General features: G+C 70.8%; 28 protein-coding genes. 9 read left to right on the plus strand and 19 right to left on the minus strand.

Translation table 11 applies throughout. From position 1 onward, the window contains the following. Window positions 1-100: 100 nt before the first annotated feature. The 9 genes from ABDJ40_RS21240 to ABDJ40_RS21280 form a co-directional block, all read right to left on the minus strand. Window positions 101-328: a cysteine-rich CWC family protein gene (locus tag ABDJ40_RS21240; protein WP_347612664.1), complete on the minus strand. Its 228-nt coding sequence runs from the start codon at window positions 326-328 to the stop codon at window positions 101-103. Further along, complete coding sequence (locus tag ABDJ40_RS21245; protein ID WP_347612666.1) at window positions 325-732, minus strand: GFA family protein; 408 nt, start codon at window positions 730-732, stop codon at window positions 325-327. The genes ABDJ40_RS21240 and ABDJ40_RS21245 overlap by 4 nt, the downstream gene beginning before the upstream one ends. A 26-nt stretch (window positions 733-758) precedes the next feature. Next, a complete protein-coding gene (locus ABDJ40_RS21250; protein WP_347612667.1) occupies window positions 759-1,265 on the minus strand; it encodes a hypothetical protein in 507 nt (168 codons plus the stop codon). 261 nt (window positions 1,266-1,526) lie between these two features. After that, the gene (locus tag ABDJ40_RS21255; RefSeq protein WP_347612668.1) at window positions 1,527-2,063 is read right to left on the minus strand and encodes a DUF924 family protein; all 537 of its coding nucleotides are present in this window, start codon (window positions 2,061-2,063) and stop codon (window positions 1,527-1,529) included. 56 nt (window positions 2,064-2,119) lie between these two features. Beyond that, window positions 2,120-2,596, minus strand: a complete 477-nt coding sequence (locus ABDJ40_RS21260; RefSeq protein WP_347612669.1) for a hypothetical protein — start codon at window positions 2,594-2,596, stop codon at window positions 2,120-2,122. 23 nt (window positions 2,597-2,619) lie between these two features. Further along, the gene (locus ABDJ40_RS21265) at window positions 2,620-2,952 is read right to left on the minus strand and encodes a hypothetical protein (protein WP_347612671.1); all 333 of its coding nucleotides are present in this window, start codon (window positions 2,950-2,952) and stop codon (window positions 2,620-2,622) included. Next, on the minus strand, window positions 2,952-3,305 hold the full coding sequence (locus ABDJ40_RS21270; RefSeq protein WP_347612673.1) for a heavy metal-binding domain-containing protein: 354 nt from the start codon (window positions 3,303-3,305) through the stop codon (window positions 2,952-2,954). Before ABDJ40_RS21270 ends, ABDJ40_RS21265 begins: the two co-directional genes overlap by 1 nt. 81 nt (window positions 3,306-3,386) lie before the next feature. Further along, on the minus strand, window positions 3,387-3,767 hold the full coding sequence (locus ABDJ40_RS21275) for a cupin domain-containing protein (protein WP_347612674.1): 381 nt from the start codon (window positions 3,765-3,767) through the stop codon (window positions 3,387-3,389). Window positions 3,768-3,784: 17 nt separating this feature from the next. Further along, window positions 3,785-4,330 carry a hypothetical protein gene (locus ABDJ40_RS21280; protein ID WP_347612675.1) on the minus strand — a complete coding sequence of 182 codons (546 nt, stop codon included), beginning with the start codon at window positions 4,328-4,330 and terminating at the stop codon, window positions 3,785-3,787. 172 nt (window positions 4,331-4,502) lie between these two features. On the opposite strand from ABDJ40_RS21280, the gene ABDJ40_RS21285 reads away from it, so the two are divergent. From ABDJ40_RS21285 to ABDJ40_RS21300, 4 genes are all read left to right on the plus strand, one after another. Next, a complete protein-coding gene (locus tag ABDJ40_RS21285) occupies window positions 4,503-5,474 on the plus strand; it encodes a hypothetical protein (protein WP_347612677.1) in 972 nt (323 codons plus the stop codon). A 275-nt stretch (window positions 5,475-5,749) separates the two neighbouring features. Beyond that, the gene (locus ABDJ40_RS21290; RefSeq protein WP_347612679.1) at window positions 5,750-6,544 is read left to right on the plus strand and encodes an SDR family NAD(P)-dependent oxidoreductase; all 795 of its coding nucleotides are present in this window, start codon (window positions 5,750-5,752) and stop codon (window positions 6,542-6,544) included. A gap of 67 nt (window positions 6,545-6,611) precedes the next feature. Continuing rightward, window positions 6,612-7,250, plus strand: coding sequence for a Rossmann-fold NAD(P)-binding domain-containing protein (locus tag ABDJ40_RS21295; RefSeq protein ID WP_347612681.1), 639 nt, complete (start codon window positions 6,612-6,614; stop codon window positions 7,248-7,250). Next, the gene (locus ABDJ40_RS21300; RefSeq protein WP_347612682.1) at window positions 7,247-7,939 is read left to right on the plus strand and encodes a TetR/AcrR family transcriptional regulator; all 693 of its coding nucleotides are present in this window, start codon (window positions 7,247-7,249) and stop codon (window positions 7,937-7,939) included. Before ABDJ40_RS21295 ends, ABDJ40_RS21300 begins: the two co-directional genes overlap by 4 nt. A 7-nt stretch (window positions 7,940-7,946) precedes the next feature. Here the strand turns inward: ABDJ40_RS21300 and ABDJ40_RS21305 are convergent, their stop codons facing one another. The 3 genes from ABDJ40_RS21305 to ABDJ40_RS21315 all read right to left on the minus strand — a co-directional run bounded on the left by ABDJ40_RS21305 (window position 7,947) and on the right by ABDJ40_RS21315 (window position 9,518). After that, entirely contained in the window at window positions 7,947-8,447 is a 501-nt protein-coding gene (locus ABDJ40_RS21305; RefSeq protein ID WP_347612685.1) for an LURP-one-related/scramblase family protein, read from the minus strand. 119 nt (window positions 8,448-8,566) lie between these two features. Continuing rightward, the gene (locus tag ABDJ40_RS21310; RefSeq protein WP_347612830.1) at window positions 8,567-8,905 is read right to left on the minus strand and encodes an alpha/beta hydrolase family protein; all 339 of its coding nucleotides are present in this window, start codon (window positions 8,903-8,905) and stop codon (window positions 8,567-8,569) included. 4 nt (window positions 8,906-8,909) lie between these two features. Next, window positions 8,910-9,518 carry an alpha/beta hydrolase fold domain-containing protein gene (locus ABDJ40_RS21315; RefSeq protein ID WP_347612688.1) on the minus strand — a complete coding sequence of 203 codons (609 nt, stop codon included), beginning with the start codon at window positions 9,516-9,518 and terminating at the stop codon, window positions 8,910-8,912. A 32-nt stretch (window positions 9,519-9,550) separates the two neighbouring features. On the opposite strand from ABDJ40_RS21315, the gene ABDJ40_RS21320 reads away from it, so the two are divergent. The 3 genes from ABDJ40_RS21320 (at window position 9,551) to ABDJ40_RS21330 (ending at window position 13,141) form a co-directional block, all read left to right on the plus strand. Next, window positions 9,551-10,330: a dimethylarginine dimethylaminohydrolase family protein gene (locus tag ABDJ40_RS21320; RefSeq protein ID WP_347612690.1), complete on the plus strand. Its 780-nt coding sequence runs from the start codon at window positions 9,551-9,553 to the stop codon at window positions 10,328-10,330. A gap of 125 nt (window positions 10,331-10,455) precedes the next feature. Then, window positions 10,456-11,817 (plus strand): TAXI family TRAP transporter solute-binding subunit, encoded by a 1,362-nt coding sequence (locus ABDJ40_RS21325; protein WP_347612692.1) that lies wholly within the window; start codon window positions 10,456-10,458, stop codon window positions 11,815-11,817. 190 nt (window positions 11,818-12,007) lie between these two features. Continuing rightward, a complete protein-coding gene (locus ABDJ40_RS21330; protein WP_347612695.1) occupies window positions 12,008-13,141 on the plus strand; it encodes an ABC transporter substrate-binding protein in 1,134 nt (377 codons plus the stop codon). A gap of 43 nt (window positions 13,142-13,184) precedes the next feature. On the opposite strand, the gene ABDJ40_RS21335 is transcribed toward ABDJ40_RS21330, so the two are convergent. Then, a complete protein-coding gene (locus ABDJ40_RS21335) occupies window positions 13,185-13,538 on the minus strand; it encodes a hypothetical protein (RefSeq protein ID WP_347612697.1) in 354 nt (117 codons plus the stop codon). Between the two features lie 309 nt (window positions 13,539-13,847). Continuing rightward, window positions 13,848-14,783, minus strand: coding sequence for a fasciclin domain-containing protein (locus ABDJ40_RS21340; protein ID WP_347612698.1), 936 nt, complete (start codon window positions 14,781-14,783; stop codon window positions 13,848-13,850). 208 nt (window positions 14,784-14,991) lie between these two features. Between ABDJ40_RS21340 and ABDJ40_RS21345 the strand changes: the two genes are divergently transcribed. Further along, a complete protein-coding gene (locus ABDJ40_RS21345) occupies window positions 14,992-15,594 on the plus strand; it encodes a TetR/AcrR family transcriptional regulator (protein ID WP_347612701.1) in 603 nt (200 codons plus the stop codon). Between the two features lie 57 nt (window positions 15,595-15,651). On the opposite strand, the gene ABDJ40_RS21350 is transcribed toward ABDJ40_RS21345, so the two are convergent. The 3 genes from ABDJ40_RS21350 to ABDJ40_RS21360 form a co-directional block, all read right to left on the minus strand. After that, entirely contained in the window at window positions 15,652-16,131 is a 480-nt protein-coding gene (locus ABDJ40_RS21350; protein WP_347612702.1) for a DUF4124 domain-containing protein, read from the minus strand. A gap of 167 nt (window positions 16,132-16,298) precedes the next feature. After that, on the minus strand, window positions 16,299-17,147 hold the full coding sequence (locus ABDJ40_RS21355; RefSeq protein WP_347612704.1) for a hypothetical protein: 849 nt from the start codon (window positions 17,145-17,147) through the stop codon (window positions 16,299-16,301). A 197-nt stretch (window positions 17,148-17,344) separates the two neighbouring features. Further along, window positions 17,345-19,702, minus strand: a complete 2,358-nt coding sequence (locus tag ABDJ40_RS21360) for an eCIS core domain-containing protein (protein ID WP_347612706.1) — start codon at window positions 19,700-19,702, stop codon at window positions 17,345-17,347. A gap of 290 nt (window positions 19,703-19,992) precedes the next feature. Here ABDJ40_RS21360 and ABDJ40_RS21365 point away from each other — a divergent pair, with 290 nt between their 5' ends. Beyond that, the gene (locus tag ABDJ40_RS21365; RefSeq protein WP_347612708.1) at window positions 19,993-20,547 is read left to right on the plus strand and encodes a hypothetical protein; all 555 of its coding nucleotides are present in this window, start codon (window positions 19,993-19,995) and stop codon (window positions 20,545-20,547) included. A 156-nt stretch (window positions 20,548-20,703) separates the two neighbouring features. Here the strand turns inward: ABDJ40_RS21365 and ABDJ40_RS21370 are convergent, their stop codons facing one another. After that, a complete protein-coding gene (locus ABDJ40_RS21370; protein ID WP_347612709.1) occupies window positions 20,704-21,636 on the minus strand; it encodes a diacylglycerol kinase catalytic domain-containing protein in 933 nt (310 codons plus the stop codon). After that, the gene (locus ABDJ40_RS21375; protein WP_347612710.1) at window positions 21,620-22,672 is read right to left on the minus strand and encodes an SPFH domain-containing protein; all 1,053 of its coding nucleotides are present in this window, start codon (window positions 22,670-22,672) and stop codon (window positions 21,620-21,622) included. The genes ABDJ40_RS21370 and ABDJ40_RS21375 overlap by 17 nt, the downstream gene beginning before the upstream one ends. Window positions 22,673-22,676: the final 4 nt, after the last annotated feature.

Here is a 22,676-nt window from a genome sequence, read left to right on the forward strand (position 1 = left end):
TGCGGCCGGCATGGTAGCGGGTCTGTCGCCCGATGGGCTGGGCAGCGCTCCCCAGCAGGCAGGCGGGGGGTCTCAAGCCTCAAGCCTCAAGCCTCAGGCCTCAGGACTCAGGCAAGGGCAGCGGCGCCAGCCCCTGCGCGCAGCGCGGGCACAGGCAGGCCTGCATGCGCAGCTCGGGCGGCACGCGTGCCAGGGCCTCAGGGCTGATGGGCGCGGTGCGGCACCAGCAGTCGCCTTCGAAGCTGCCCGTGCGGGCCGGCGTGCACTCGTTGCTGCCGCCGCACAGGGGGCAGCGGGCGTTGGGCAGGGGCATCGGGGCTGAGCTCATAGCGGGATCCATCGTGTGGCGCGGCGGCGCAGGCGCTCGTCCAGGGCCTCGCCGTCGAAGCTCACCTCCGCGCGCTGCAGCAGGGCGGGGTCGACACCATCAAAGGCGTTGACGCTGACCACGGCATAGCGGCGCCCCTCGATCTCGCTGACCACCCAGGGCGCGACGCCGCAGCGCGTGCAGAGGTGGAAGTCCGCCGTGCGGGTCTCGAAGGCATAGAGGGTCAGGTCTTGCGGGTGTTGGACCTGCAGGTCCAGCTGCGCGCCCGGATGGGCCGTCCACACCCCGCCGTGCTTGCGGCAGAAGCTGCAGCCGCAGGCGCGCGCGGGGATGGGCAGGGCCTCGTCGGGCCACTTCAGGCGAAAGCGCAGGTTCTGGCAATGGCAGCTGCCGTGGATCAGCATGGCGAGGGCACTCCTGCAGTCGGGCGTCAGGGCTTGGACGGGGAGGACATCGGCAGCGGCGTGCGCCGCGGCTGGGGCCGGCCCGGGCATTGGTCGAAGCCGACCTCGGCCTCGTACTGGGCCTCCAGACGGTCGGCCTCGGCGGCCTCCGCCGGATCCAGGGGACGATAGTAGCGCCCGTAGGCCCAGCCGTAGCCCCAGCGGAAGCCGGTGGGCCACAGGGCGCTGCCACCCATGCGCACGCCTTGGAACATCGTCGCGGCACGGGCAGGGTCGTCCGTGCGCTCATGCACGCAGGCGCGCAGGGCCTCGTCGGCCTTCAGGCGTTCGGCCTCGGTGCCGCCGCGCCAGTAGGCCCGGTCATGGGCCACGCAGCAGGCGCACCAGTCCTTGCCCGTGCTCGCGGAGCGGTCGGGGTAGAGGCTGCAGCCGTCGGTGGTGAAGGGGCGCAGGGTGTTCGGCGAGGCGCAGCCGGCCAGGAGGGCCGCCAGCAGCAGCAGCAGCAGCAGCAGCAGTGCAGAAGCGGGGCGCACAGAGGTCACATGTCGAGGAGAGGCCATCATTCTTGTCTGAGCTTCATGGCGACCATGCGGCGGACGGCCGCGCGGGGTGCCGATCATTGGAGTGGCTCATGCCCGGCTCCTGCGCCCATCAACAACCTTCATCATCAGCGCCATAACCTTGCACAACGAAGCCATGAAGCGCGGGCCGCAGACCCGGCCAGCCGTCCGCACAGCCCCAGCCTATCCGGCCCGGCAAGGCGAATGCCGCCGTGAAGGTCTGCAAGGGCCGCATCAGAAGCTGGACCCCGGCTGCTGCAGGAAGGCCAGCTCCTCTGGCGTCGATGGGCGCCCGAGGATGGCATTGCGATGCGGGTAGCGGCCGAAGCGGTCGATGATGGCCTTGTGGCGCCGCTCGAAGTCGAGATTGCTTTCGGGCGCCCATTGCTCGAAGAGGCGCTCGGCGGTCTCATGGATCCGGCGCGACTCGCTGTGCATGAAGGGCATCAGCAGGAAGTTGCGCTCGTCCGGCGACAGCGCATGAAGCGCGCCCGCAGCCACCGCCTCCTGCGACAGCGCCAGGGCCAGCGGGTCCTGGGCGAAGGCGCGCGGCGTGCCGCGGAAGACGTTGCGCGAGAACTGGTCCAGCACGATCACCTCGGCGAGGCGCCCCTGCGCCGTGCTGCGCCAGTCCTGCAGCTCCGCCTGCGCGGCCCGCTCCAGCAGAGGCAGGAAGCGCTCGCGCAGCTGCGCATCGAAGGCGGGGTCGACGGCCCACCACTGGCGGGGTTCGATCTCGTGGAACCAGAAATCCAGAATCTGCTGTGGCATGTGAGTTCCTGTGAGAGGCGCGACGGTTGGGGCACGGCCCTGCGGCGGTCCGGCCGTCAGTGGCGGGTGTCGAGCAAGGCCAGCAGGACACTCACCCCGCTCGCCAAGGCGGTGAGGGCCAGCAGCACGGCGACAGCAATCAGGACCGGCTCCACCCACCCCCTGCGCGGATAGCCCCGCCCGAAACGTGCCAGCACGCGGGTGGTCTGCGCCTTGCCCGAACCGTAGTACCAGGCCACCAGCAGCGTCACGCTGGTCAGATTGCACAGCAGCTCCATGCCTCGGTTCCCCACCGCGAACAGGCTCACCAGCATCAGCAGGCCTATCGCCACGGCCATGCCCACGGCCCACTGGCGGGACTGCGCGGCCCGGGCGTGCTCGCCCATCGCCTCCCAGTTCTTCATGTGCAGGAGGGCACCGAAGACGGGGCTGAAGAACAGGCTCCAGGCGGCCGCGGCGTTGGGGTTCCAGAGCCTGGGCGGGCGGGCGGGCGTGGGCGCGGCGCCTTGCTGGGTCGATGGTGTTGCATCCATTTGCTTCTCCCTCTTGCTTGTCTTCAGGGGGCCGGCGGGGCCGCCTCGGTGGAGGGGCTGCGTCGGCGCAGCCGCTGCCAGCCCACGCCTGCCAGCATGGCCAGGGGCAGCACGATGGGCGCCAGGAACCAGACGGCCAGCACGGCGCAATAGAAGCCGGCCTCGAAGCCTGGCCTGGCGGAGCCGTGCAGGAAGGTGAAGCCGAACAGGAAGCCGTAGACGAAGGGCAGCAGCAGGACCAGCACGACGCCGGCGGCCAGGCCGCCCATCGCTGCACGGCGGTAGCGCGAATGCCAGAGCCGCCAGCCCAGCCAGGCCAGGCCCGCAAGCAGGAGCGCCATCAGCAGGAGATACATCAGCCGCCGGCCCCCGATGGTGTGGGCACCATGCGCTCGGCCACCACCGCGGTGCCGCAGGCCGTGACCATCAGCAGACCGCCTTGCGGCCCCACGGTCTCGTGGTCCAGCTTCACGCCGACGACGGCATTGCCGCCCAGTTCCATGGCCTGGGTCTGCATCTGCCGCAGGGCCTGGCTGCGGGCCTGCGCGAGCTTGCGCTCGTAGCCTCCCGCGCGGCCGCCGTAGCGGTCCCGGAAATCGGCCACCATGTCCTCGAACAGGTTCGTACCCAGCACCACCTCGCCGGTGACGATGCCCAGGTAGCGGGTAATGACGGCGCCATCAATGCCCGTCGTGGTGGTGGTGATCATGCCCTGCCCTCTCCTGGCCGCTGTCTGCAGCAGCCGTCTCTTGTATGGACTGCATGGTAGCGGAAGGCCTTGCCCCGACGCTCAGGCGGGGCGATGCTCCGTGCCCTCGCCCCAGGTGATGAAGAGCAGGCGGCTGGGCGCGGCGACCTTGGCGGTATGCCAGCAGCCGCGCGGCACGATCACGGCGCCCCGCCCGCTGAGGCGCGTGCGCTGCAGCCCGCCGGCCTGCTCGATGAGCATCTCCACCTCGCCGTCCAGCAGGTAGACGAACTCATCGCCGCCGGGATGGCGCTCCCAGCTGGACCAGTCCTCGTTGCAGCAGAACTCGGAGACCAGCCAGGCCCGGCCCAGCGCGTCCAGCTCCTGCGGGAGCCGGGACCAGAAGGCCGCGCCACCGGGCATGGCCTCGATGGCGCCTCCGGCCTGCAGAAGTGCGTAGAGCTGTTCAGGATCGATGGACATGGGGGACGCTCCGGGGGTCAGGTCTTGCCTGATGGGTCTGCCGCGTCGCCAAGGCCCAGCGCCCGCTGGTGCAGGCGCCGCCAGGCCGAGGCACCGGCTTGCTCGATGAGGGTGGCGGTGGCCAGGGTGAGCCGCAGGGGCGGGGCCTTCGCGCAGGCGGCGAAGGCCGGCTCGTCGTTCCCCGCGGCGACCGGGTTGCGGGGATGGGCCAGTGTCAGGTGGGCCGGATGCACGCGCACCGACTCGTTGCGCAGCACCCAGCGGCGCAGGGCCTGGAAGCCGTCCGCGCCCGCCGTGCAGGGCCGCAGCAGGCCATGGCCCTGGAAGCGCTCGGCCGGGCCGAACACCAGGGCCAGGGCACCGAAGGGCCAGCAGTCCAGCCGCTCCTGCAGCTGCGGCCAGCCCAGCGCCTGGAGCTCGTCCTCACGGCACAGGGTGACATGGGCCGCGATCAGGCCGGCCTGGACTGGATCGAGCCGCGCGCGCAGCGCATCGAGCGCCGGCCCCTCGGGGGGCGGGACGAAGAGCGTCAGCTGGCGGCGCACACGGGGGGCATCATTCATGGAGATGGGGTGCTTGGCGATCGACGCAGGCGGCCCACGAAGCCGGCGGCAGCCTGTCGCGCTGGCGCGATACTGCCCGGACTCGCGGCCCGCGTCCACCAAACCCGGCCCCGCCCCGTTGAGGGCTGGGCATGCGGGCCGCCCCCATGAGCCCCAGCCCCGGAGAAAAACCATGAACTACAGAAGACAGCTGCTGCAGGCCAGCCTCGCCACCGCCCTGCTGGGCCCCTTCGCCCGCCCGGCCCGGGCCGACCGCGACGACGGCGACTACAGGATCCTGCAGGCCCGCTACGGCACGGACGATCGCAATGTGGACGTCACGCCCCGCCTGCGCGAACTGGCCCGCGAGGACCGCCGGGTGCGCATCACCAACGACCTCTTCGGTGTCGACCCCGCACCGGGCCATCGCAAGACCCTGCGCATCTTCGCCCAGGGCCCGGACGGCCGCACGCGGACCTTCGACTACGAGGAGTTCAGCCACGTCGACGGCAACCAGTTCATCGGCTGGGGCCGCGGCAACTGGGGGCAGGACAACTGGAATGGCGGCTGGAACGGCGACCGCCGCGATCCCGAGGTGCCCCGCCGCAACGGCGACGACGGCGACTACCAGATCCTCCAGGCCCGCTACGGCACCGCCGAGCGCAATATGGACGTCACGCAGCGGCTCAAGGAGCTGGCGCGCAGAGACGCCCGCGTGCGCATCACCAACGATCTCTTCGGCGCCGATCCCGCCCCCGGTCACCGCAAGACCCTGCGCATCTATGCCCACGGCCGCGGCGGCGACGACCGGACCTTCGAGTACGAGGAGTTCAGCCATATCGACGGCAATCAGTTCACCGGCTGGGCCGGTGGCAACTGGGGTGACAGCAACTGGCGCGGCGGCTGGCATGGCCGCGAGGAGCGCGGCAACCTGCGCATCCTGCGCGCCACCTACGGCGCCAGCGGTCGCGACTGGGACATCACCGACCGCCTGCGCAAGCTGGTCCGCAACAGCCAGAGCCTCGAGGTCTACGTGGACAACCAGCTGGGCGGGGGCGACCCCTACCCCGGCCAGCGCAAGATCCTCATCGTCAGCTACAGCTTCGGCAACGGCCCCGCGCAGGAAGTGCGCGTGGAGGAGCGCGACACGCTGCGCCTGCCCTGATCTGACCCTGTGAAGGCGGTCGCCAAGGGCTGCCTTCCTGTCGGCAGCCCCGCCTGGCCAGCGCCCCTTTGGCGGCGCTGCCCTTCCCTCCCGCAGGCCGCCAGCGTGCGCCCAGGCCTCCTCCTGCGGCGAGCCGGTGCCAGGCGGGCGTCTCCCGTGACGGCTTTCACGCGGACACCGGCCCGGCGCTGCCCCCCTTTGCTTGACAACTGACCGCCGGTCATTTCAAATTCATCCATCAACTGACCATTGGTCATTTACAGATGGAGCAAGCAATGAGCAAGAAGAGCGAGTGGTCCGGCCAATGGGCCCTGGTGACGGGCGCCTCCAGCGGCTTCGGCGTGGATTTCGCCACCCTGCTGGCCGAACAGGGCGTGAACCTGGTGCTGGCGGCGCGTCGCACCGAGCCCATGGAGGCCCTGGCCGCCGAATTGCGGGCCCGGCATGGCGTCGAGGTGGTGGTGGAAGGCGTGGACCTGGCCCAGCCGGGCGCCGGCAGCGCGCTGAAACGGCGCCTGGACGGGCATGGCCTCCCCATCGACATCCTGGTCAACAACGCCGGCTACGGTCTCTATGGCCCCTTGCTGGCTCAGCCCCTGGACCGCACCCTGGACATGCTGCAGCTCAACACGGCCAGCCTCACCGAGCTGACCCACGTCTTCGGCGCCGACATGGCGCGCCGCGGCCACGGCCACATCCTGCTGGTGGCCAGCATCGGCGGCTACCAGGCCACGCCCACCTATGCAGCCTATTCGGCCAGCAAGGCCTATGTGCTGCTCTTCGGTGAGGCGCTCAATGCCGAGCTGGCGCCCCAGGGCGTGAAGGTGAGCGTGCTCTCGCCCGGCATTACCGCCACGAACTTCCTGGCGGTATCCGGCCAGCGGCCGACGCTCTACCAGCGCCTGCTGATGATGAAGTCCCGCCCCGTGGCGGCCACCGGCCTGCGGGCGCTGAAGGCGGGCACGCCCAGCGTGGTGCCAGGCCTGGGCAACAAGCTGACGGTCTGGAGCGCCCGCCTGGTGCCGCGCCGCATGCAGACCTGGATGGCCCAGCGCCTGATGGCGAACTGAGGCCGAGCGCCCGGCTACCATCGGACCTCCCCCACCGTCCCGCCTCCCCTGCAGCAGCATCCCGGCCATGAGCACCCTCCTCCTCCTCGGCAGCACCGGCCTGGTCGGCCAGCAGCTGCTGGCCCTGGCCCTGGCCGATCCCGCCGTGCGCCAGGTCGTGGCACCCACGCGCCGGCCCCTGCCTGCGCAGGAGCGGCTGCTCAACCCGCAGGTCGATTTCGACCAGCTGCCCGCCGACGCCCCCTGGTGGCGGGCCGACGCCGTGCTCTGCGCCCTGGGCACCACCCTGCGCCTGGCCGGCTCGCCCGAGGCCTTCCGGCGCGTGGACCACGACTACGTCCTGGCCGCCTGCCGCCTGGCCCGCCGGGCCGGCACGCCGCGCTGCGGCTTCGTGTCCTCGCTGGGCGCCGATGCGCACAGCCGCGGCCTCTACCTGCGCGTCAAGGGCGAGACGGAACGCGACCTCCAGGCCCTGGGCTTCGAATCGCTCAGCTGCATCCGCCCCTCCTTGCTGGACGGCGGTCCGCGGCCGGACAAGCGCACCGGCGAGGCCCTCGCCCTGGCCCTCAGCCGCGGCCTCATGCCCCTGCTGCCGCGCCGCTGGCGGCCGGTCCGCACGGCGCGCGTGGCGCAGGCCCTCTATGCCGCCGTCCGTGAGGGCCGCCCCGGGCTGCACCTCATCCCCTCGGAGGCGCTGCAGCCATGAGCAAGACCCAGACTCCACCGCCGCCCGCCGCTCCGGCCCGCCTGCAGAAGGCGCGCGCCCTGGATGGCGAGGACAAGGCCGTCCGCCGCGCCGACATCCTGGCCGCCGCCCGCGCCCTGTTCATCACCGACAGCCGCCAGCTGCCCTCCGCCGCCCAGATCGCGCAGGCGGCGGGCCTGGCCAAGGGCACGGTCTACCTGTACTTCAAGACCAAGGAGGAGATCTTCGTCGCCCTCCTGGCCGAGGACTTCGCCGGCCTGCTGCAGGCCGTGCAGGAGGCCTTTGCCGCGCCAGCCTCGCCGGCCCTCGCCCTGGCGCATTTCGTCGACGGCTTCGTGGCCTACCTTGACGCGCGGCCCGAGCTGCTGCGCCTGGACGCCATGGCCTACAGCGTGCTGGAGCAGAACCTCAGCGACGCGCAGCTGCGCCAGTTCAAGATGGACCTGGTGCAGGGCCTGACCCGCGTGGGAGCCACCCTGGAGGCGGCGCTGCAGCTGCCCGCCGGGCGCGGCGTGAGCTTGCTGATGCGCAGCTACGCCCTCACCCGCGGCCTGTGGCAGACCCTGGACTACCCGCCTCAGCTGCGCTCGCTGCTCAGCGAACCGGTCTTCGCGCCCATCCGCCCCGACTTCCGCCAGGAGCTGCGGGCCGCGCTGGCAGAGTACTGGCGGGGCGCCCTGTCCACCTGAGCGCGGCTCAGTCGTCGTCGCCGGCCCGCGAGGAGGAGGCGTCGCGCCGGTCCAGCTGCAGCACCACCATGGCGATCACGACCAGGCGCTCATCGCCCGCCAGCACCTCGATGGTGTGCCGGTCGCGCAGCGTCAAGACCTGACCCTGCGCCCGGGCCAGCAGCCGGCCGTGCTGCGCGAGCTCGAAGCTGTAGTCGAAGAAGCTGCCCTTGAGCGCCGCGCCATCGGCCGGGCCGCCCAGCACACGGTACTGGCGCGTCCAGGACAGCAGCTTGCGCTGGATGAGGAAGGGCCCCAGCTCGCCGTCCACCTCCCAGGTCGGCCGCCAGCTGAGCAGCCGACGCCGCACCTGGGCGACCTCCCGACCGGCCGCCTCGATGCGCCAGGTCGGCGACCACAGGGCGAACTCGCCGCGGGCCTCGTAGGCAAGGCTCCCCGCTTCATCGGTGATGGCCATGCGGCCGCGCAGGGACAGCAAGGTGTTGGCAAGGCTGAGGGTGCGGGACATGGGCGGAGGGGCAGAAGCTGCGCAAGGGTCGAGCCGCGCATCTTCGCAGAGCGGCGAGCGAGCGGCGGCGGGGCTGCGGACAGGCCGGGCCCCCGGGGTCTCTTTGCCGACGCTCCCGTTCACCGGGTCAGATGGCGGCTCAGGAAGTCCCGCAGGCGCGCGCCCACGAGGTCGGCGGCGCTGCCGAAGTCGGCATGCCCGGCGTCCGGAATCACCCACAGCTCGGCGGGAACGCCCAGGCGCCGGGCCTCGACATGCAGTTGGCGGGACTGCGCCACCGGGACCACGGCATCGCGCTGCCCGTGCACGAGAAACAGGGGCGGCGCATCCGCCCGCAGCCAGCGCAGCGGGCTGAGCGCGGACTGCTGCGCCGCATCCGGGGCCCGCCCCAGCAGGGCTCGCAGCTTGTCGTGCTGCCCCTGGCTGACGGCCGACGGGGCCCCGGGCGGTTCCCGCAGCTCATCACCGCCCCCCGTGCAGGATCAGGGCCTGCACGGACTCGTCCTCCCCGGCCCAGGGCGCATCGGCGCTCGGGGGCGTTCGCGGCTGCAGCGCCACCAGCGCCGCCAGATGGGCCCCGGCCGAGCCGCCCAGCAGGGCGAGACGATGGCCGCGACCGCTCCACTGCGCCGCATGGTGGCGCATCCAGCGCAGGGCGCAGCGGATGTCCTCGCCCTGGGCGGGCCAGTGCGCCTGCGGGGCCAGCCGGTAGTCCAGGCTGGCCGCCACCAGGCCCCAGCGGGCCAGGCTGCGGATCAGCGGCGCATAGTCCTGGCGGGAGCCGGCCACCCAGCCGCCGCCGTGCACCAGCAGAATCATGGGGCGCCCGCCCGGCGGGGCTGGCGTCCCGGGCAAGGCCAGGTCCAGGTGCAGGGGTTCGACGCCCGCCCGGGGGCAGTACTCGAGCCGCTCCTGGACCCGGGGCTCCGGCGTGGCCGCGTCCGCCTGGGCCGGGCGCCCGGCCCCCAAGCAGCGCCCCCAGCAGCGCCACGGCGCCCAGGGTGCCGCACCAGGACCCAAACGGGCCGGACCATCGCTGTGGCATGCGGATTGAATACGATGCACGCCCACGCCCCCTCACCCTCGGGGGCAGGAGCCAGCCCATGACAATGCTCATCACCCGTGAGCCAGCCCAGGATCTGCAGGGCTACGAAACCACCTTCGTCGCCGCCCAGTCCATCCACATCGACGCCGCCGCCCGCCAGCACCAGGCCTATCGCGACACGCTGGCCAGCAGCGGCATCGACGTGATCGCCCTGCCCGCCCAGCCCGGCCTGCCGGACAGCCTCTTCGTCGAGGATGTGGTGCTCGCCCTGCCGGAGTGCGTGGTCCTGACCCGCCCCGGCGCCGCCTCGCGCCAGGCCGAGGTCGCGCTCTTCGCGGCCGACCTGGCCCACCACGGCCTGTTCGACGGGCGCCCCGTCCACGTGCTGCAGGCGCCTGCCACCCTGGAGGGCGGCGACGTGCTGCGCCTGGGGCGCACGCTCTATGTCGGCCTGTCCTCGCGGACCAACGCCGCGGGCGTCGCCCAGCTGCGGGACTGGCTCGCCCCGCTGGACTACACCGTGCAGGCCGTGCCGGTGATGGGCTGCCTGCATCTCAAGACCGGCGTCACGGCCCTGGACGAGCGCACCGTGCTGGCCCAGCCGGACTGGGTGGACCTGTCCGCCATGCCCGGCCTGACGGTGCTGCACGCCGAGCCCGGCGAGCCCTGGGCAGCCAATGTGCTGAAGATCGGCCCGCGGCTGTTCATGAATGCGGCCAGCCCGCGCACAGCCGAGACCCTGCGCGCCCGCGGTCATGCCGTGCAGTCGATCGACATCGGCGAGTTCATGAAGATGGAGGCCGGCCTCACCTGCATGCACGTGCTCTGGCGGGACTGAGTGACTGGCGGGCGAGGCGGCGGGAGGGTCGCGCGGCCCTCGGCGAAGTCCCGGGAGGCGTCACCTCCGGCAGGCCCGGTGCAGACACCTACACTGCGCGCTCCCGAATCCGAGCCTCCCTGTCCATGCCCGCGGTGCCCCCCTCTGCCGATGCCTCTTCCGCCCTGACACCGCCGTCCTTCTGGCGGCGCGCGGGCCGCCGCACGGCCCTGCTGCTGGCGGTGGTGGCAGCGGTCGCGGGCCTGCTGGTCTGGGCCATCCCTTCCCCGCCGACGCAGCTCACCATCGCCACGGGTTTCAAGGGGGGCGCCTACGAGCACTTCGGCCAGCGCTATGCCCAGGCCCTCGCCGCCTCCAAGGTGCGGGCCACGCTGCGTCCGACGCAGGGCACGCTGGAGAACCTGGCCCTGCTGAGCCGCGCCGACCACCCCGTGCAGGCGGCCTTCGTGCAGGGCGGCGTCGGCGATGCCGCGGCCTATCCGGGCCTGGTCTCGCTGGGCCGCGTCAACCGCCAGGTGCTGTGGATCTTTCAGCGCCCCGGCCTGCAGCTGCAGCGACTGCAGGACCTCGCCGGCCTGCGCCTGGCCCTGGGGCCCTCGGGCAGCGGCACCCGCATGCTGGCCGAACGGCTGCTGTCGCTGTACGACCTCGACGACCAGCGCACGCGCCTGCTTCCCCTGGCCGGTGACGAGGCGGCGCAGGCCCTGGTCGACGGTCGCGTGGACGTGGTCTTCATGGCTTTCGCGGCCGACGCGCCGGTGGTCCAGCGCCTGCTGCACCGGCCCGACATCGCACTGATGAGCGTGCCCCAGGCCGAGGCCATCAGCCGCCGCCTGCCCTTCCTGGAGCGCGTGACCCTGCCGCAGGGCGTGGTCGACCTGGCGCGCTCGCTGCCGAAGCAGGACATCGAGCTGCTGTCCACCAGCAACGCCGTGCTGGTGCACGAGGACCTGCATGAGGACCTGGTCCAGGAGCTGGTGGAGGTGCTGCGCCGCGAGCACGGGCAGCCCAGCTGGCTGGACCGTCCCGGCGAGTTCCCCAAGGCCAGCGACCCCGAGTACCCGATGTCTGGCGCTGCGCTGCGCTACTACCGCCAGGGCCCCAGCCTGCTGCAACGCCTGCTGCCCTACTGGCTCACCGCCCATGCCGAGCGCCTGCTGGCCCTGCTGGCCGCCAGCGCGGCCTTGCTGCCCCTGCTGAGCCAGGGGCCTCGCCTGTATCGCTGGTACCTGCGCGAGCGCATGCGGGGCCTCTACAAGCGCCTGCGCGGCCTGGAGGCGCAGCTGGACGCCCTGCCCGGCCCCGCGGCGCAGCAGACCCTGCGCCAGGAGCTGGACGCCCTGCACCGGGCCGTGCGCCTGCTGCAGGTGCCCATCCGCCACTCCGACCTGTTCTTCGAGCTGCTGCACGGCATCCAGCTGGTGCGCCGGCGGCTTGACGAGCTGGGCGTGGCGGCGCATCCTGCCGCCGCAAGTAACAGTAGGTGACGGTGGCCCATTCAGCGGATTCCATCGCAGTTTTCGCTGGCAATCACCCGGGAGGGCTGCTGCATGTCCTCAGCGGGCCAGGGGCGAGCTAGGATGCCCGGCGAGTGCCGCGGCAGCGCCGCCGCGCCCCTACAGATCACCGCCACGCCAGCCCTTCGCGCCCGGCGCGGCGCCCCGACGGAGACGACTCATGACACTGACCCGCCGCCCCCGGCTTCAAGCCCTTGCATCGACCTTCCTGCTGGCCACGGCCCTGGCCTGCGCGCCCGTCCGCGCCGACATCGTGGTCGGGCAGACCATCGGCGTCACCGGCCAGGCGGCTGCCACGGTCAAGGAGGCGCTCAACGGCGCCCAGCTGTGGATCGAGCACATCAACGCCCAGGGCGGCATCAAGGGCGAGAAGATCCAGCTGCTGACGCTGGACGACGAGTTCGACGTGCAGAAGGCTGCAGCCAACGCGCGCGTGCTCATCGAGCAGAAGAAGGCCGTGGTGCTGTTCATGAACCGCGGCACGCCGCACACCGAGGCCATCCTGCCCCTGCTGCAGCAGCATGGCATCGCGCTGGTCGCCCCCTCCACCGGCGCCATGCTGCTGCACAACCCGGTGCAGCGCTACGTCTTCAATGTGCGCGCGCCCTATCAGCGCGAGGCCGAGAAGGCCATCGAACATCTGCACTCCACGGGCATCACCCGCATTGCGGTGGTCCATGTGGACGACTCCTTCGGGCGCGATGCCATGGAAGGCGCCTCCAAGGGTTTTGCCAAGACCCGGCTGCAGCCGGTGGCCGTGCTCAAGGCCGATCGCGAGAAGCCGGCCTTTGACAGCCTGGTGCCCGCGCTGGTGAAGGCCGAGACCCAGGCGGTGCTGTGGGTGGGCTCCAGCCAGGTGGTGGCCGGCGGCGTCAAGGCCCTGCGCGCGGCCGGTTCCAGCGCGCAGGTGGTCACGCTGTCCAACAACGCCTCGGCCGGCTTCGTGAAGCAGCTGGGCGACGCGAGCCGGGGCGTCATCGTGAGCCAGGTCTTCCCGGGGGAGCGCGCGGTCAAGTATCCGTTCGTGCAGGAAGCCCAGCGACTGGCCAGGGCCAAGGGCTACGACGAGCTCACGCCCGCCATGCTGGAGGGCTTTGCCGCCGCCAAGGTGCTGGCCGAGGCCCTGCGCCAGGCCGCGCCGCAGTTCACGCGAGAGAAGGTGCTGGCGGCCCTGGAAGGGCTGCGCAAGTTCGACCTGGGCGGCCTGGAGATCAGCTACGGCCCGGGCGACCACAGCGGGCTGGACTTCGCGGACCTGGCCATCATCGGGGCGGACGGGCGCTTCGTGCGCTGAGGCCGCGGCCCAGGCGTGATCAGGGGCACGGCAGCTGGGCTCACTAACGCCCAGGTGACGCCGCCGTGCGCCCTCTCTTGCCCACGGCCACCACCTGCCCGAAGGCCCCCACGGTGGTGAGATCCCGGTCGTGCCGCGTCCAGGACAGCAGCCCGACGCTGTGATAGCTCACCGGCAGATCCACCAGCTCCTGTGCGCCGAAGCCCGCCGCCACCGGATGCTGCGCGTCGATGGCCTGGCGCAGGGCCTCGCGGTGGCGCGCCTCGTCCGGATTGAGCAGCAGGGCAAGCGGCAGCAACAGAGCGGGCAGGCCCCAGTTCCACAGCTTGCGCCATGGCGGCCGCCTGCCGCCAGAGCCGCCGGAGCCGGGCGCTGCGCTGCTGTCCGGAGGGGCCATCGGGGCGCTCCGCTCCAACTCGTCAGGCATGGGGCTGGGCCCGGCAGGGTCGGCACGCTGCCCGCTGCCGGCGGCACGCAGCACGGCAAGCGATGGCGATGGAGGGGAAGCAGGGAAGCGGGGTCATGACAGGGCCTCGGGCGCCAAGCATACGACCTCCAGCACAGGGCGGGCGCCAGGACAGCGCAGGATCGGCGCCTGGGCCCGCCAACCGGCGCATGCCATGCCCCGCGCGCCCACCGGTGTCAGCCGGGATGCGCGCGGGGCCGGACCAGCGCCTGGCAGCGCGGCCGCGGAGCGCTCGGCCCCTCAGGGCTTGGGCAGAATGACGGTGTCCAGCACGTGGATCACGCCATTGCTGGCCAGCACGTCGGTGGCGGTGATGCCGGCCTTGCGGCCGCGGCCGTCGGTGATGGCAAGGCTGCTGTCGATCGTGAAGGTCTGCCCCTGCACCGTGGAAATGGCTGCGCCAACGGGCACCTCGGCCTTCAGCACCCGGGTCGGCAGCACGTGATAGGTCAGCACCTGGGTCAGCAGCGCCTTGTTGGCCAGCAGTTGCTCCTTGCTCACGCCCAGCTCAGCCAGCAGCTTGGCAAAGGCGGCGTTCGTCGGAGCGAACACGGTGAAGGGGCCGCTGCCGTTCAGCGTGTCCACCAGGCCCGCCGCCACCACGGCCTCGACCAGGATGCTGAAGTCCGGCAGGGACTGCGCCGTGGCCACCAGGGTCTTGTTGGCCGGCAGCAGGACCTTGTCGACGACATGCACCACGCCGTTGGAGGCCATGACATCCGTGGCGACGATCTTGGCCTGGCGGTTGCGTCCATCGGTCAGGACCAGGCCGCTGGCCGTGCTGTCGATCTTGAAGATGCCGCCCTGAAGGGTCGTGATGGCCTTGCCCACGGGCACGCTGGCCTTGGGCACCTGGGCGCCCAGCACGTGGTACTGCAGCACTGTGCGCAGGAGTGCCTTGTCGGCGAGCAGCTGCTGCTTCGTCATGCCCAGCTCGGCCAGCAGGGCCGTGAAGGCGTCGTCCGTCGGTGCGAACACCGTGAACGGGCCGGTCGCGGACAGCGTGCCGGCCAGGTCGGCCGCCACGACGGCCTCGGTGAGCACGCTGAAACGCGGATCGCTCTGGGCAACGCCCACCACCGTGGGCTCCGAATCGTCACTGCCACTGCCGCAGGCGCTGAGCAGGCCGGCAACGCACAGCGCGGCGAGCCACCGCCACCAACTGGTTTTACGCATCGTCTTCTCCTTGATCCTGAATGTCCGACGGGACGGAAGGTGCCGGTCAGCCCCCCCCGGACGGATCCGCCGAGGGGTGAAAGACTGGTCAGGCCGAAATTTGAACTGCTCAGTTCATTTTGTCAACACGTCAGTTCTTTCACGAACCAATTGGTTCATTTGCATACAGTCAAGTCTTCGCTGGCATCAGGGTCATAGAATCCGCGGCATGCAACGTCCACGGTTTCGCGATCAAGTGCTTCAGGCCCGGGAGGACGCCATCGTGGCCTCCGTCAACCGGCTGCTGGCCGAGAAAGGCTTCGAGGCCATGACAGTCGACGAGGTCGTGGCCGAGGTGGGCATCGCGAAGGCGAGCCTCTACAAGCACTTCACGTCAAAGGAAGACCTGGCAGCGGCGGCCATGGTGCGCGTGTTGGACCGGGCCCTCGAGGAATGCCGGCGTCTGCAGGCCCTGCCGCTGGACAGCAAAGCCCGGCTGAAGGCGCTCATGCAGTGGACCTATGGCGAGCAACTGGGCGGCCGCATGCCGGCCCTCCCCGCGCAGAACTCGAGCCTGCGAGCCGCCCTGATGGTCGACTCGGCCTACATGGACCGGCTGAACAGCCTGTCGGAGCTGCTGGGGGAATGGATCGTCGAGGCCCAGAAGTCGGGGCAGCTGGATGCCAGCCTGCCGCCCGAGCTGGTGCTCTACACCGTCTTTGCCCGCGCCTGCGACCCCGTCCTGCCCGTCATGCGCGCCACGGGCTCCTATACCGACGAGCAGATCGTCGACTGGCTGGTGCTGACCTGCCTGCGCGGACTCGGCGGCTGAGCCGTTTTCAGAGCGCCAGCAGAGGGTCAGGTCTTGAGGGGCTGGTGCGCCGGCCGCTCAGCGCAGCCGCGGCGCGCAGCTCAGGCCGGCGCGCAGACCCAGCTGCTCCAGGCCGGCGCGGTCGTTGCGCAGGGCCATGCTCTTGACCCGCTCGAAGTCGCTGAGCGAGTTGTCGGCCACGCATTCGCAGAAGTCGCGGAACTTGCCGGGCTGGCTGGCAGCCAGGCGGCGCAGGGTGGCGTCCCCCCGGGTGTTCACGCTGCTGGCACAGGCGGACACCAGGGCCTGGCGCATCTCGCCCGGCGTCACGGTGGGGGAGAAGTTCGCCGAACCGGTCAGGCTGGGCAGGGCCGATGAGGTCCAGCGCAGATCCAGCTCCGCGCTCTTGGTCGACTCCGGGCAGGGCTGGGACTGATAGGCCGTCTTGCCGCTGCTGTCGGTGCATTTGAACACCTGGGCGGAGGCTGGCACGGCAGCGGCCAGCAGGCAGACCAGAGCCAGGTGACGTGGGCGCGGGAGCAGGAAGTGGAGCAGCATGGATGACACCCAAGACGCCCGGTCATGCCGTGACCAGCTGCGTTTCTGGATGCTGGATTGTGCCGCTGCCGCCGCGAGCCGTGCACCGGCGACGGGCTGCTGATGGGGGGACGCGACACTCGCGTCGGCCGCCGGCCCCCTCGTCCGGCCCCGCCCGCGCAGCGCCCTTACTTCAGGCTCAGCACCTCGCCAAAACGATCGGCGGCCTCGGTGCCCGCCAGGCGCAGGGATTCGAGCGACGGCAGGCGCAGTCGCGGCAAGACCTCGGCCAGGCCGTCGGCAGGCAGGCCCGTATGACTGAGGTCCAGCCGCTTCAGCCTGGGGAAGGCCTCGGCGGTGAGCAGGACGTCGAGCGCCTGGGCCGTGAACGGATTGCTGGAGAGGTCCAGCGCCTCGACCACGCGGGCCAGGGGACAGGCCGCCAGCGCCACCAGATCAGCGGCGGCCAGATCGGCCGAGTTCAGCTGCAGTGACTTCAGCGCCACCAGGCCGGCGCCGCCCAAGGCCTCGCTCACGCCGCCGGCGAGGCGGATGCCGGACAGCTCGAGCGACTCCAGCCGGCCCAGCGACTCGCTGCGCGTGAGCGGGGCCAGGCCTTGCGCAAAGGTCTCGACCCTGTGCAGGCGCAGGCCGCGCAGGCCAGCGATGTAGGGGTGCTCGCACAGGGCGCGAACGGTGAATCCGTGCAGGTCTTCCATGCGGTGCAGGACCAGCATCCCCACGAGGGCCAGTGCCACGCCCCGGTCACGCGCCAGCACGGCGGCATTGTGGTCCAGCCGGCGGATGCGCCAGTCCCACTGCCCCAGCGGTGCGGCGGCACGAGCCACAACGGGCTCGATGGACTCGCCCGTGGGCCAGTGGAAAAGCAGCTCCAGCCAGGCGCCCCAGGCCGCCCTGGAGGCAGGCACCGCGAGCAGCCGCTCCAGAAGGGTCCTGCGGTCCTCGGGGGACCAGCGCTTCAGGGCTGCCGCGTCGGCAAAGCCTGCCAGGTATTCGGAGTGCGACAAGACGTCCATGGTGCACGAAACCTCCAGATTGCCAGTCAAGCCTGGGGCAGCGGGCCTGCGCCCTCTCCACCCACCGGGGATGACTTGCGGCCCGTCGAGGGCTGCCTGCCATTGTGGGACCTGCCGGCCAGGCACTGCCGGGGGCAGGGAGATGCGCAGCGGCGGCCGCCCTCTCGCTGGAAGCAGGCCGGCTCCCGGGCGCCCGGTCATTTGTCCTCGACCTTCTTGGTCCGGCGCTTCTTATCCTTGACCTCTGTGTCTTTCACGACCTTCTTTTCCTTCGCGGCGTCCTTCCGGACCCGCTTCTCGGCGCTCTTCAGCGGGCGCTCGCCACTCCCCCGCCCCTCGGCCTTGCGCTCCTTGCCAGGGCTGCGCTTGCGTTCCTTTTCGCCGGACGCCTTGCGCTTCCCCTCCCGGGCCTTCTTCTCTTTCCCCCCCTCGGGCGGGCCTTCCTTGCCGCCTCCGATCAGCTGTCTCGCCGCTTCGTCCTCCTTCTCGAAGTGGGTCAATGCGGCTTCGAGCACGATCAGGTCGCGGTCGGCATAGTGCCGCTGGTGCGCGGCAGGCTCGACGCCCTCGGCCGCGGCTTCCTTGAGGGTGCCCGCGTCGGTGAGGTAGCCCTCGTCGCGCAGAAGGCCGCCCAGCTTGTTCGACAGGACCTTGTTCCTGCTTCGCAACCACCAGATCCTGTCCTGGACCTTCTGGAGACGGTCGCCGAGCCCGACCTTTCGACGGGCCTCGGTGACGTCGCCGTGACTGCCGATATCGACGTCGGACACATTGGTAGCGCGGATGAAGACCTCGAAGGGGTCCGACTTGTCCACCCCCGCAATCTCGCCTTCGCCGGAGGCCTTGGCCCCTTGCTCATCGGGCAGCAGGCCCGCCATGGCGTTGTTCACGGCAGCCTCGAAGGAGCGAAGCGGGGGGATCTTCTCGCTCTTCACGCTGCCGCGGTCGACCGCCGCCCCAGCGCTGATGGCATACACGGCCAGAGGCGGCGCGTCGAGGTTGGCGTCGATGTCGAACTTCTCGGGCATGAAGCGGATGTACTGCTTCGGCGCGCTCTTGTAGCCCTTGGCCAGGCTGCCGATGTAGTCGAGGTCCCCCAGCATCCTGGGGTTCATGTAGCTCAGCCCCTCGTTGCGCTTGCCCGTCATCCATGTCTCGATCTGGGGCCTGTAGGTGCTCCACAAACTGCCCAGACGCTCGTTGACGGCCTGGACCGAGGCCCACCAGCGATCGCGCCAGATCGCCTCGCCCTGCTCGCTGCGAGCCCCCTGGACGTGCCCCTGCGCCAGGGCGGCGAGCGCGCCGCCACCGCTCGGGGCCGAGTGCTTGAGCATTTCGTCGCTCAGAGCCTCCACCTTCTCGGTCACTCCCCTGAGCTGGCCGAAGTACACGTCCTGCAAGGCGCTGACCTCGTCGGCCACATCGAAGCTCCGCACCTGCTTCTTGTAGGCCAGCGAATGGGTCTTCACCTCGCCGGCATAGTTCAGCAGCCGGTCGTCGTAGTGGTGCTCGGCATTGAACTGCGCGAAGCCCGGCCAGTCCCGCTCCAGCGCCAGCTTGATGTTGTGCGCCTCGTGGAAGGCCTTGCGGAAGGGCTGGTAGAGCGGCGGGTCCTCCGGCCGCGCCGAGCCCTCGCGCCTGGACGGACGCCAGATCCCGACGTCCTTGCTGATGTCCGCCCTGCCCTTCTTGCCGTCCTTGTCCGTCGTCTCGCTGAGGTCGATGCCCATGCGTTGCGCATCGTCCTCGCCCTCCACGAACTCCCGCAGCTTGTTGGGGTCGAGGCGATGAAGGCGGTTGCGGTCGCCGAAGGCCTCCATGTCGATCACGCGCCGGTTCTTGCGCGTCCCGTCGCGACCGTAGTAGCCGAACTCCTTGCTGTTGACGTCGTCCCGCCCGAGCTGGGCCGGCATCGTGCCGCCGCTGCCTGGGGTGCTCGTCGTGCTCGTCGTGCTCGTCGTGGTCGACGCCGTCGCCGCCTTGCGCTGCGCCGGTCCGGCGGCCGCCTTGGCCCCCATCACGTCAGCCTCCCGCTCGAGACCGGCGTTGTCGTTGACCGCCGTGCCGGCTACCTGCGTGGTGGCCTTCACCCGTCCCTGGCGCTGCTGCACCAGATGCCAGGCCTCGTGCGGCAGGTGCCGCTCCTGCCCGGGTCCCAGGTGGATGTCCTTGCCCTGCGCATAGGCCGACGCGTTGAGCTGGGCTGGCTTGCTCGAGGCCCGATGCACGCGGACGCCGGACATGTCCAGGCCGGACAGCGACTCGATGCCCGCCTTGAGCGAGTCCGGCAGGCCCGTGCGATTGACGTCCGGCGCGGCCTGGGCCGGCGCCGCCTCGCTGCCATCGGCCTGGCGCTGTGCGGGCACCTGGGGCGTTGCATAGCCCTGCACGACGCGCCGCTGCGCCTGCATCTGCGGCGACTGCGCGATGGAGGCCTGCAGCTGGGCGAGCCGTCCATCTGCGACGGCGGCATCGGGCCTCGCGGCGTCGCGCTCGCCGGCCGTGGCGGCGGGCTGGCCGCGCCGATGCCGACCTGGCGTTTGGGGAATCTTCATCTCGCGTCTCCCGAGGTCGGCATCCAGCCGCCACCAAGCGCGAGCGTATCGACATCGCCTGCCCGCAACCATCAGCAGAATGCTGAGAAACGCCTGGGAGCCCGGCCCCGCGAACGGCCCGGCTCCGCTGAAGCCTGCGCACAGGGGGCCGGCGCCGGCTTCACGGGGGCAAGGCGCCTGGCCCGACATCGCGGGTCCGGCCGCACAGCGTTGCTACACTGCAGGGCGGACGGCCTCCTGGACCGGCGCTTGCGCTCCTGCCGGACCCGCGCCCCCCTCATCAGAACCCTGTGAACCGCAGCAGCCAAACAGCCGTCATCCTTGCCGCATGCACGGCAAGCCTCGCCGCCTTTGCCGCAAGGCCGACGTCCCTCAAGCAGCTGTTCGTCCTGGTCGCATTCATCCTGCTGGCCGTGATCTTCTTCAGGGGCAGCTGGCAAGCGTTCAGGTCGTGGAAGGCCCGCCGTGTTGCCGCGCTTGTCGTCCCCCTCTTGGCAGTCTGCGCCATCCCTGCCGGCATCGGACTGGGCCGGGCATGGCGGGCCTGGGCGTTTTCACTGGATCAGCCGAAGTACTCACAAGCCGCCCAGTGGGCCGTGTCGAAGGCGAATGGCGGCAGCGCCGCGCTCCTGCAACTGCCCACGGAATTCCAGGATCTCGCGCATGCCATTCATGTGCAGGACGACGCCCTGTGCGGCACCGTCGCGGACTTCGTGTGGGGCAGCGGCTTTCCCGTCAGACACATCATTCGCCGCTCTGTGCCGGCTTCATCGCCAGCCAGTTGCCGCTCTCCGCACGGCCAGGCTCACCCGATTGGCGAGCACTGGTACGAGTACGTCCACTGAATAGGCCCCACGTCCATGAAGCGCCGGCAGCAGCCACTCGGCGCTCATCCGCCCCGCCATCGGCACCGGACCTCCATCAGTGCAAAGCCCCGCAGGTTCAGCCCTTGCCAGCGTGCAGGCACGGCGGCATCGGGATGGGCTGCGGCCAGCGTGAACTCAGACCACCAGCTTTCCTTGCGCCTGCGCCACGCTGACCGTCACCTCCACACCTGCCGTGAAGCGGAGGAAGTCGGCCTCCATGCCATCCGAGAAGATGACGCCGTGCTCCGGCATTCTGGACCGCAGCGTCAGCGGCGCCGTCTTCGTGACCTGACCGTAGACCATCGTGGTCTGTGTGCGCTGCGTCGGGAAAGGCTCGCGCACGGCAAAGGTGAGGTGATCGGTGTCCCAGCGCATGGGCGTGTAGGCGCCCGCCCCCTGCACCCCTGCAGCTGAGGCCAGGGCCATGCAGCCGGTCATCACGCTCTTGAGCCAGGCCGTGGAGCCCAACCCCGTCGACACGATGACGCCCGACGACGACTGCTGCTCCTGACGGTCTCCCTGCGCGATGTCGTAGAGCGCCGAGGTGTGGCTGCGCGGCCCGATGAACAGGTCGTTGACGGCCCTCAGCGTCTGCCCATCGGAGAGGCGGGCTTCAGCCATGGTGATGGTCTTGGTCGGGCGCCGCTCGCGCGAGACATCGCGCAGCAGGGCGTCGAGATGCACGGGCTCGAAGGGCAGCAGCACGCCGTCCCAGCGCGAGGGCTCGGGATTCACACCGATCAGCGGCTGCCCCTCCAGGTACTTCATCGTGTTGGCCACCAGGCCGTCCGGACCCAGGGCGATCACGATGTCGTCCGGCGCAAAGAGGAAGTTGGGCAGCAGCGCACGATCCAGCACCTGGTGCCGCCCCCAGTCCCGCAGGACGGTGCTGACCTGCTGCAGGCTCTGTGCATAGGCCAGGTTCTCCTGCACGTAGTCGGTGAAGTCCGCGCCCAGGTGCTCGATGTAGAAGCGGGCCTGCTGCAGCGTGTGGTACTTGGCGACCAGCTCTTCGAGCCGGGTCTTGCGGGTCACCAGCACCACCTTGCGGTCAGCGGGCGCGTTCACGCGGGCCCCCTTGCGGCTCCATGGTCGTGTGCCCCAGCAAGGCCTGCAGCAGCTCGGGCGCCATGTTGAACTGGCCGATGCGCTCGGCGTTCTCGGCGATGCCGCCGAAGGCCTGCGCGATCAGCTGGGCCGGCTGCATGCCCACCGCGGCCAGCGCCTGCACGACGCGCGTGTCGGCCTGGCTCAGCGCGCTCATCACGCTGGCGACGCGATGCGCTTCGGCCTCGGCCAGCGTGCGGCTGTTGGCGGCCTGACCGGAGACAAAGGCCTTGCGGCTTTCTTCCAGCTCGATGTCTGCCGTCATCTGCTCGGCGCGCAGGCCGTTGTCCTTGCGCATGAGCGCGGCCTTGGCCTCCAGCTTGGTCTCGCTGATCTCACGGCGCTTGTGCTCGACGGCGATCTCGGTGTCCAGCTCGTTCTGGCGGATGGCGCGTTCCTTCTCGACGGCAGACATGCGCCGCGTGTAGACGGCATCGTCGGCCGCCCGCAGATTGGACTCGCGCGCCTCGGCCTCCAGCGCACGGGCGATGTCGGGCGTGGGCTTCACGCTGAGGATGGACACGCCCAGGATCTCCAGCCCCAGCGCCTGGATCTCGGGCTGCACGCCCAGCTCACGCTGCGCGGTGCGTGCGATCAGCGCCGAGGAACGCAGCGCCTGCTTCAGATCCAGCGCCTGCACGGCCTGCTGCACGATGACCTCGGCCTGCTGCGCCACGCGGTCCGCCAGTCGGGCCGGGTCTTCGGACGCGTAGGTCTTGCCATCGGGCCGCAGCGAGAAGTCCATCAAGGCCGCGGTGCGCTGCGGCTCGCTGATGCGGTAGGTCACCTGCCCCTGCACCGTGACGCTCTGGAAGTCCGAGGTCACCAGGTCCAGCATGAAGGGGCGGTCATGGCTTGCGACCGGCACGGCCACCAGCGTCGTCGTCGGCGCGTAGTAGTAGAAGGACAGACCCGCGCCCTGGCGTGCCAGCTTGCCGCCGCGGAACTGCATCAGGTGCGTGGTGGGTTGGGACTTGATGAAGCGAATGCCGAACATGAGG

Source organism: Roseateles flavus, assembly GCF_039872765.1.
Classification (GTDB): Bacteria; Pseudomonadota; Gammaproteobacteria; order Burkholderiales; family Burkholderiaceae_C; genus Roseateles_B; species Roseateles_B flavus.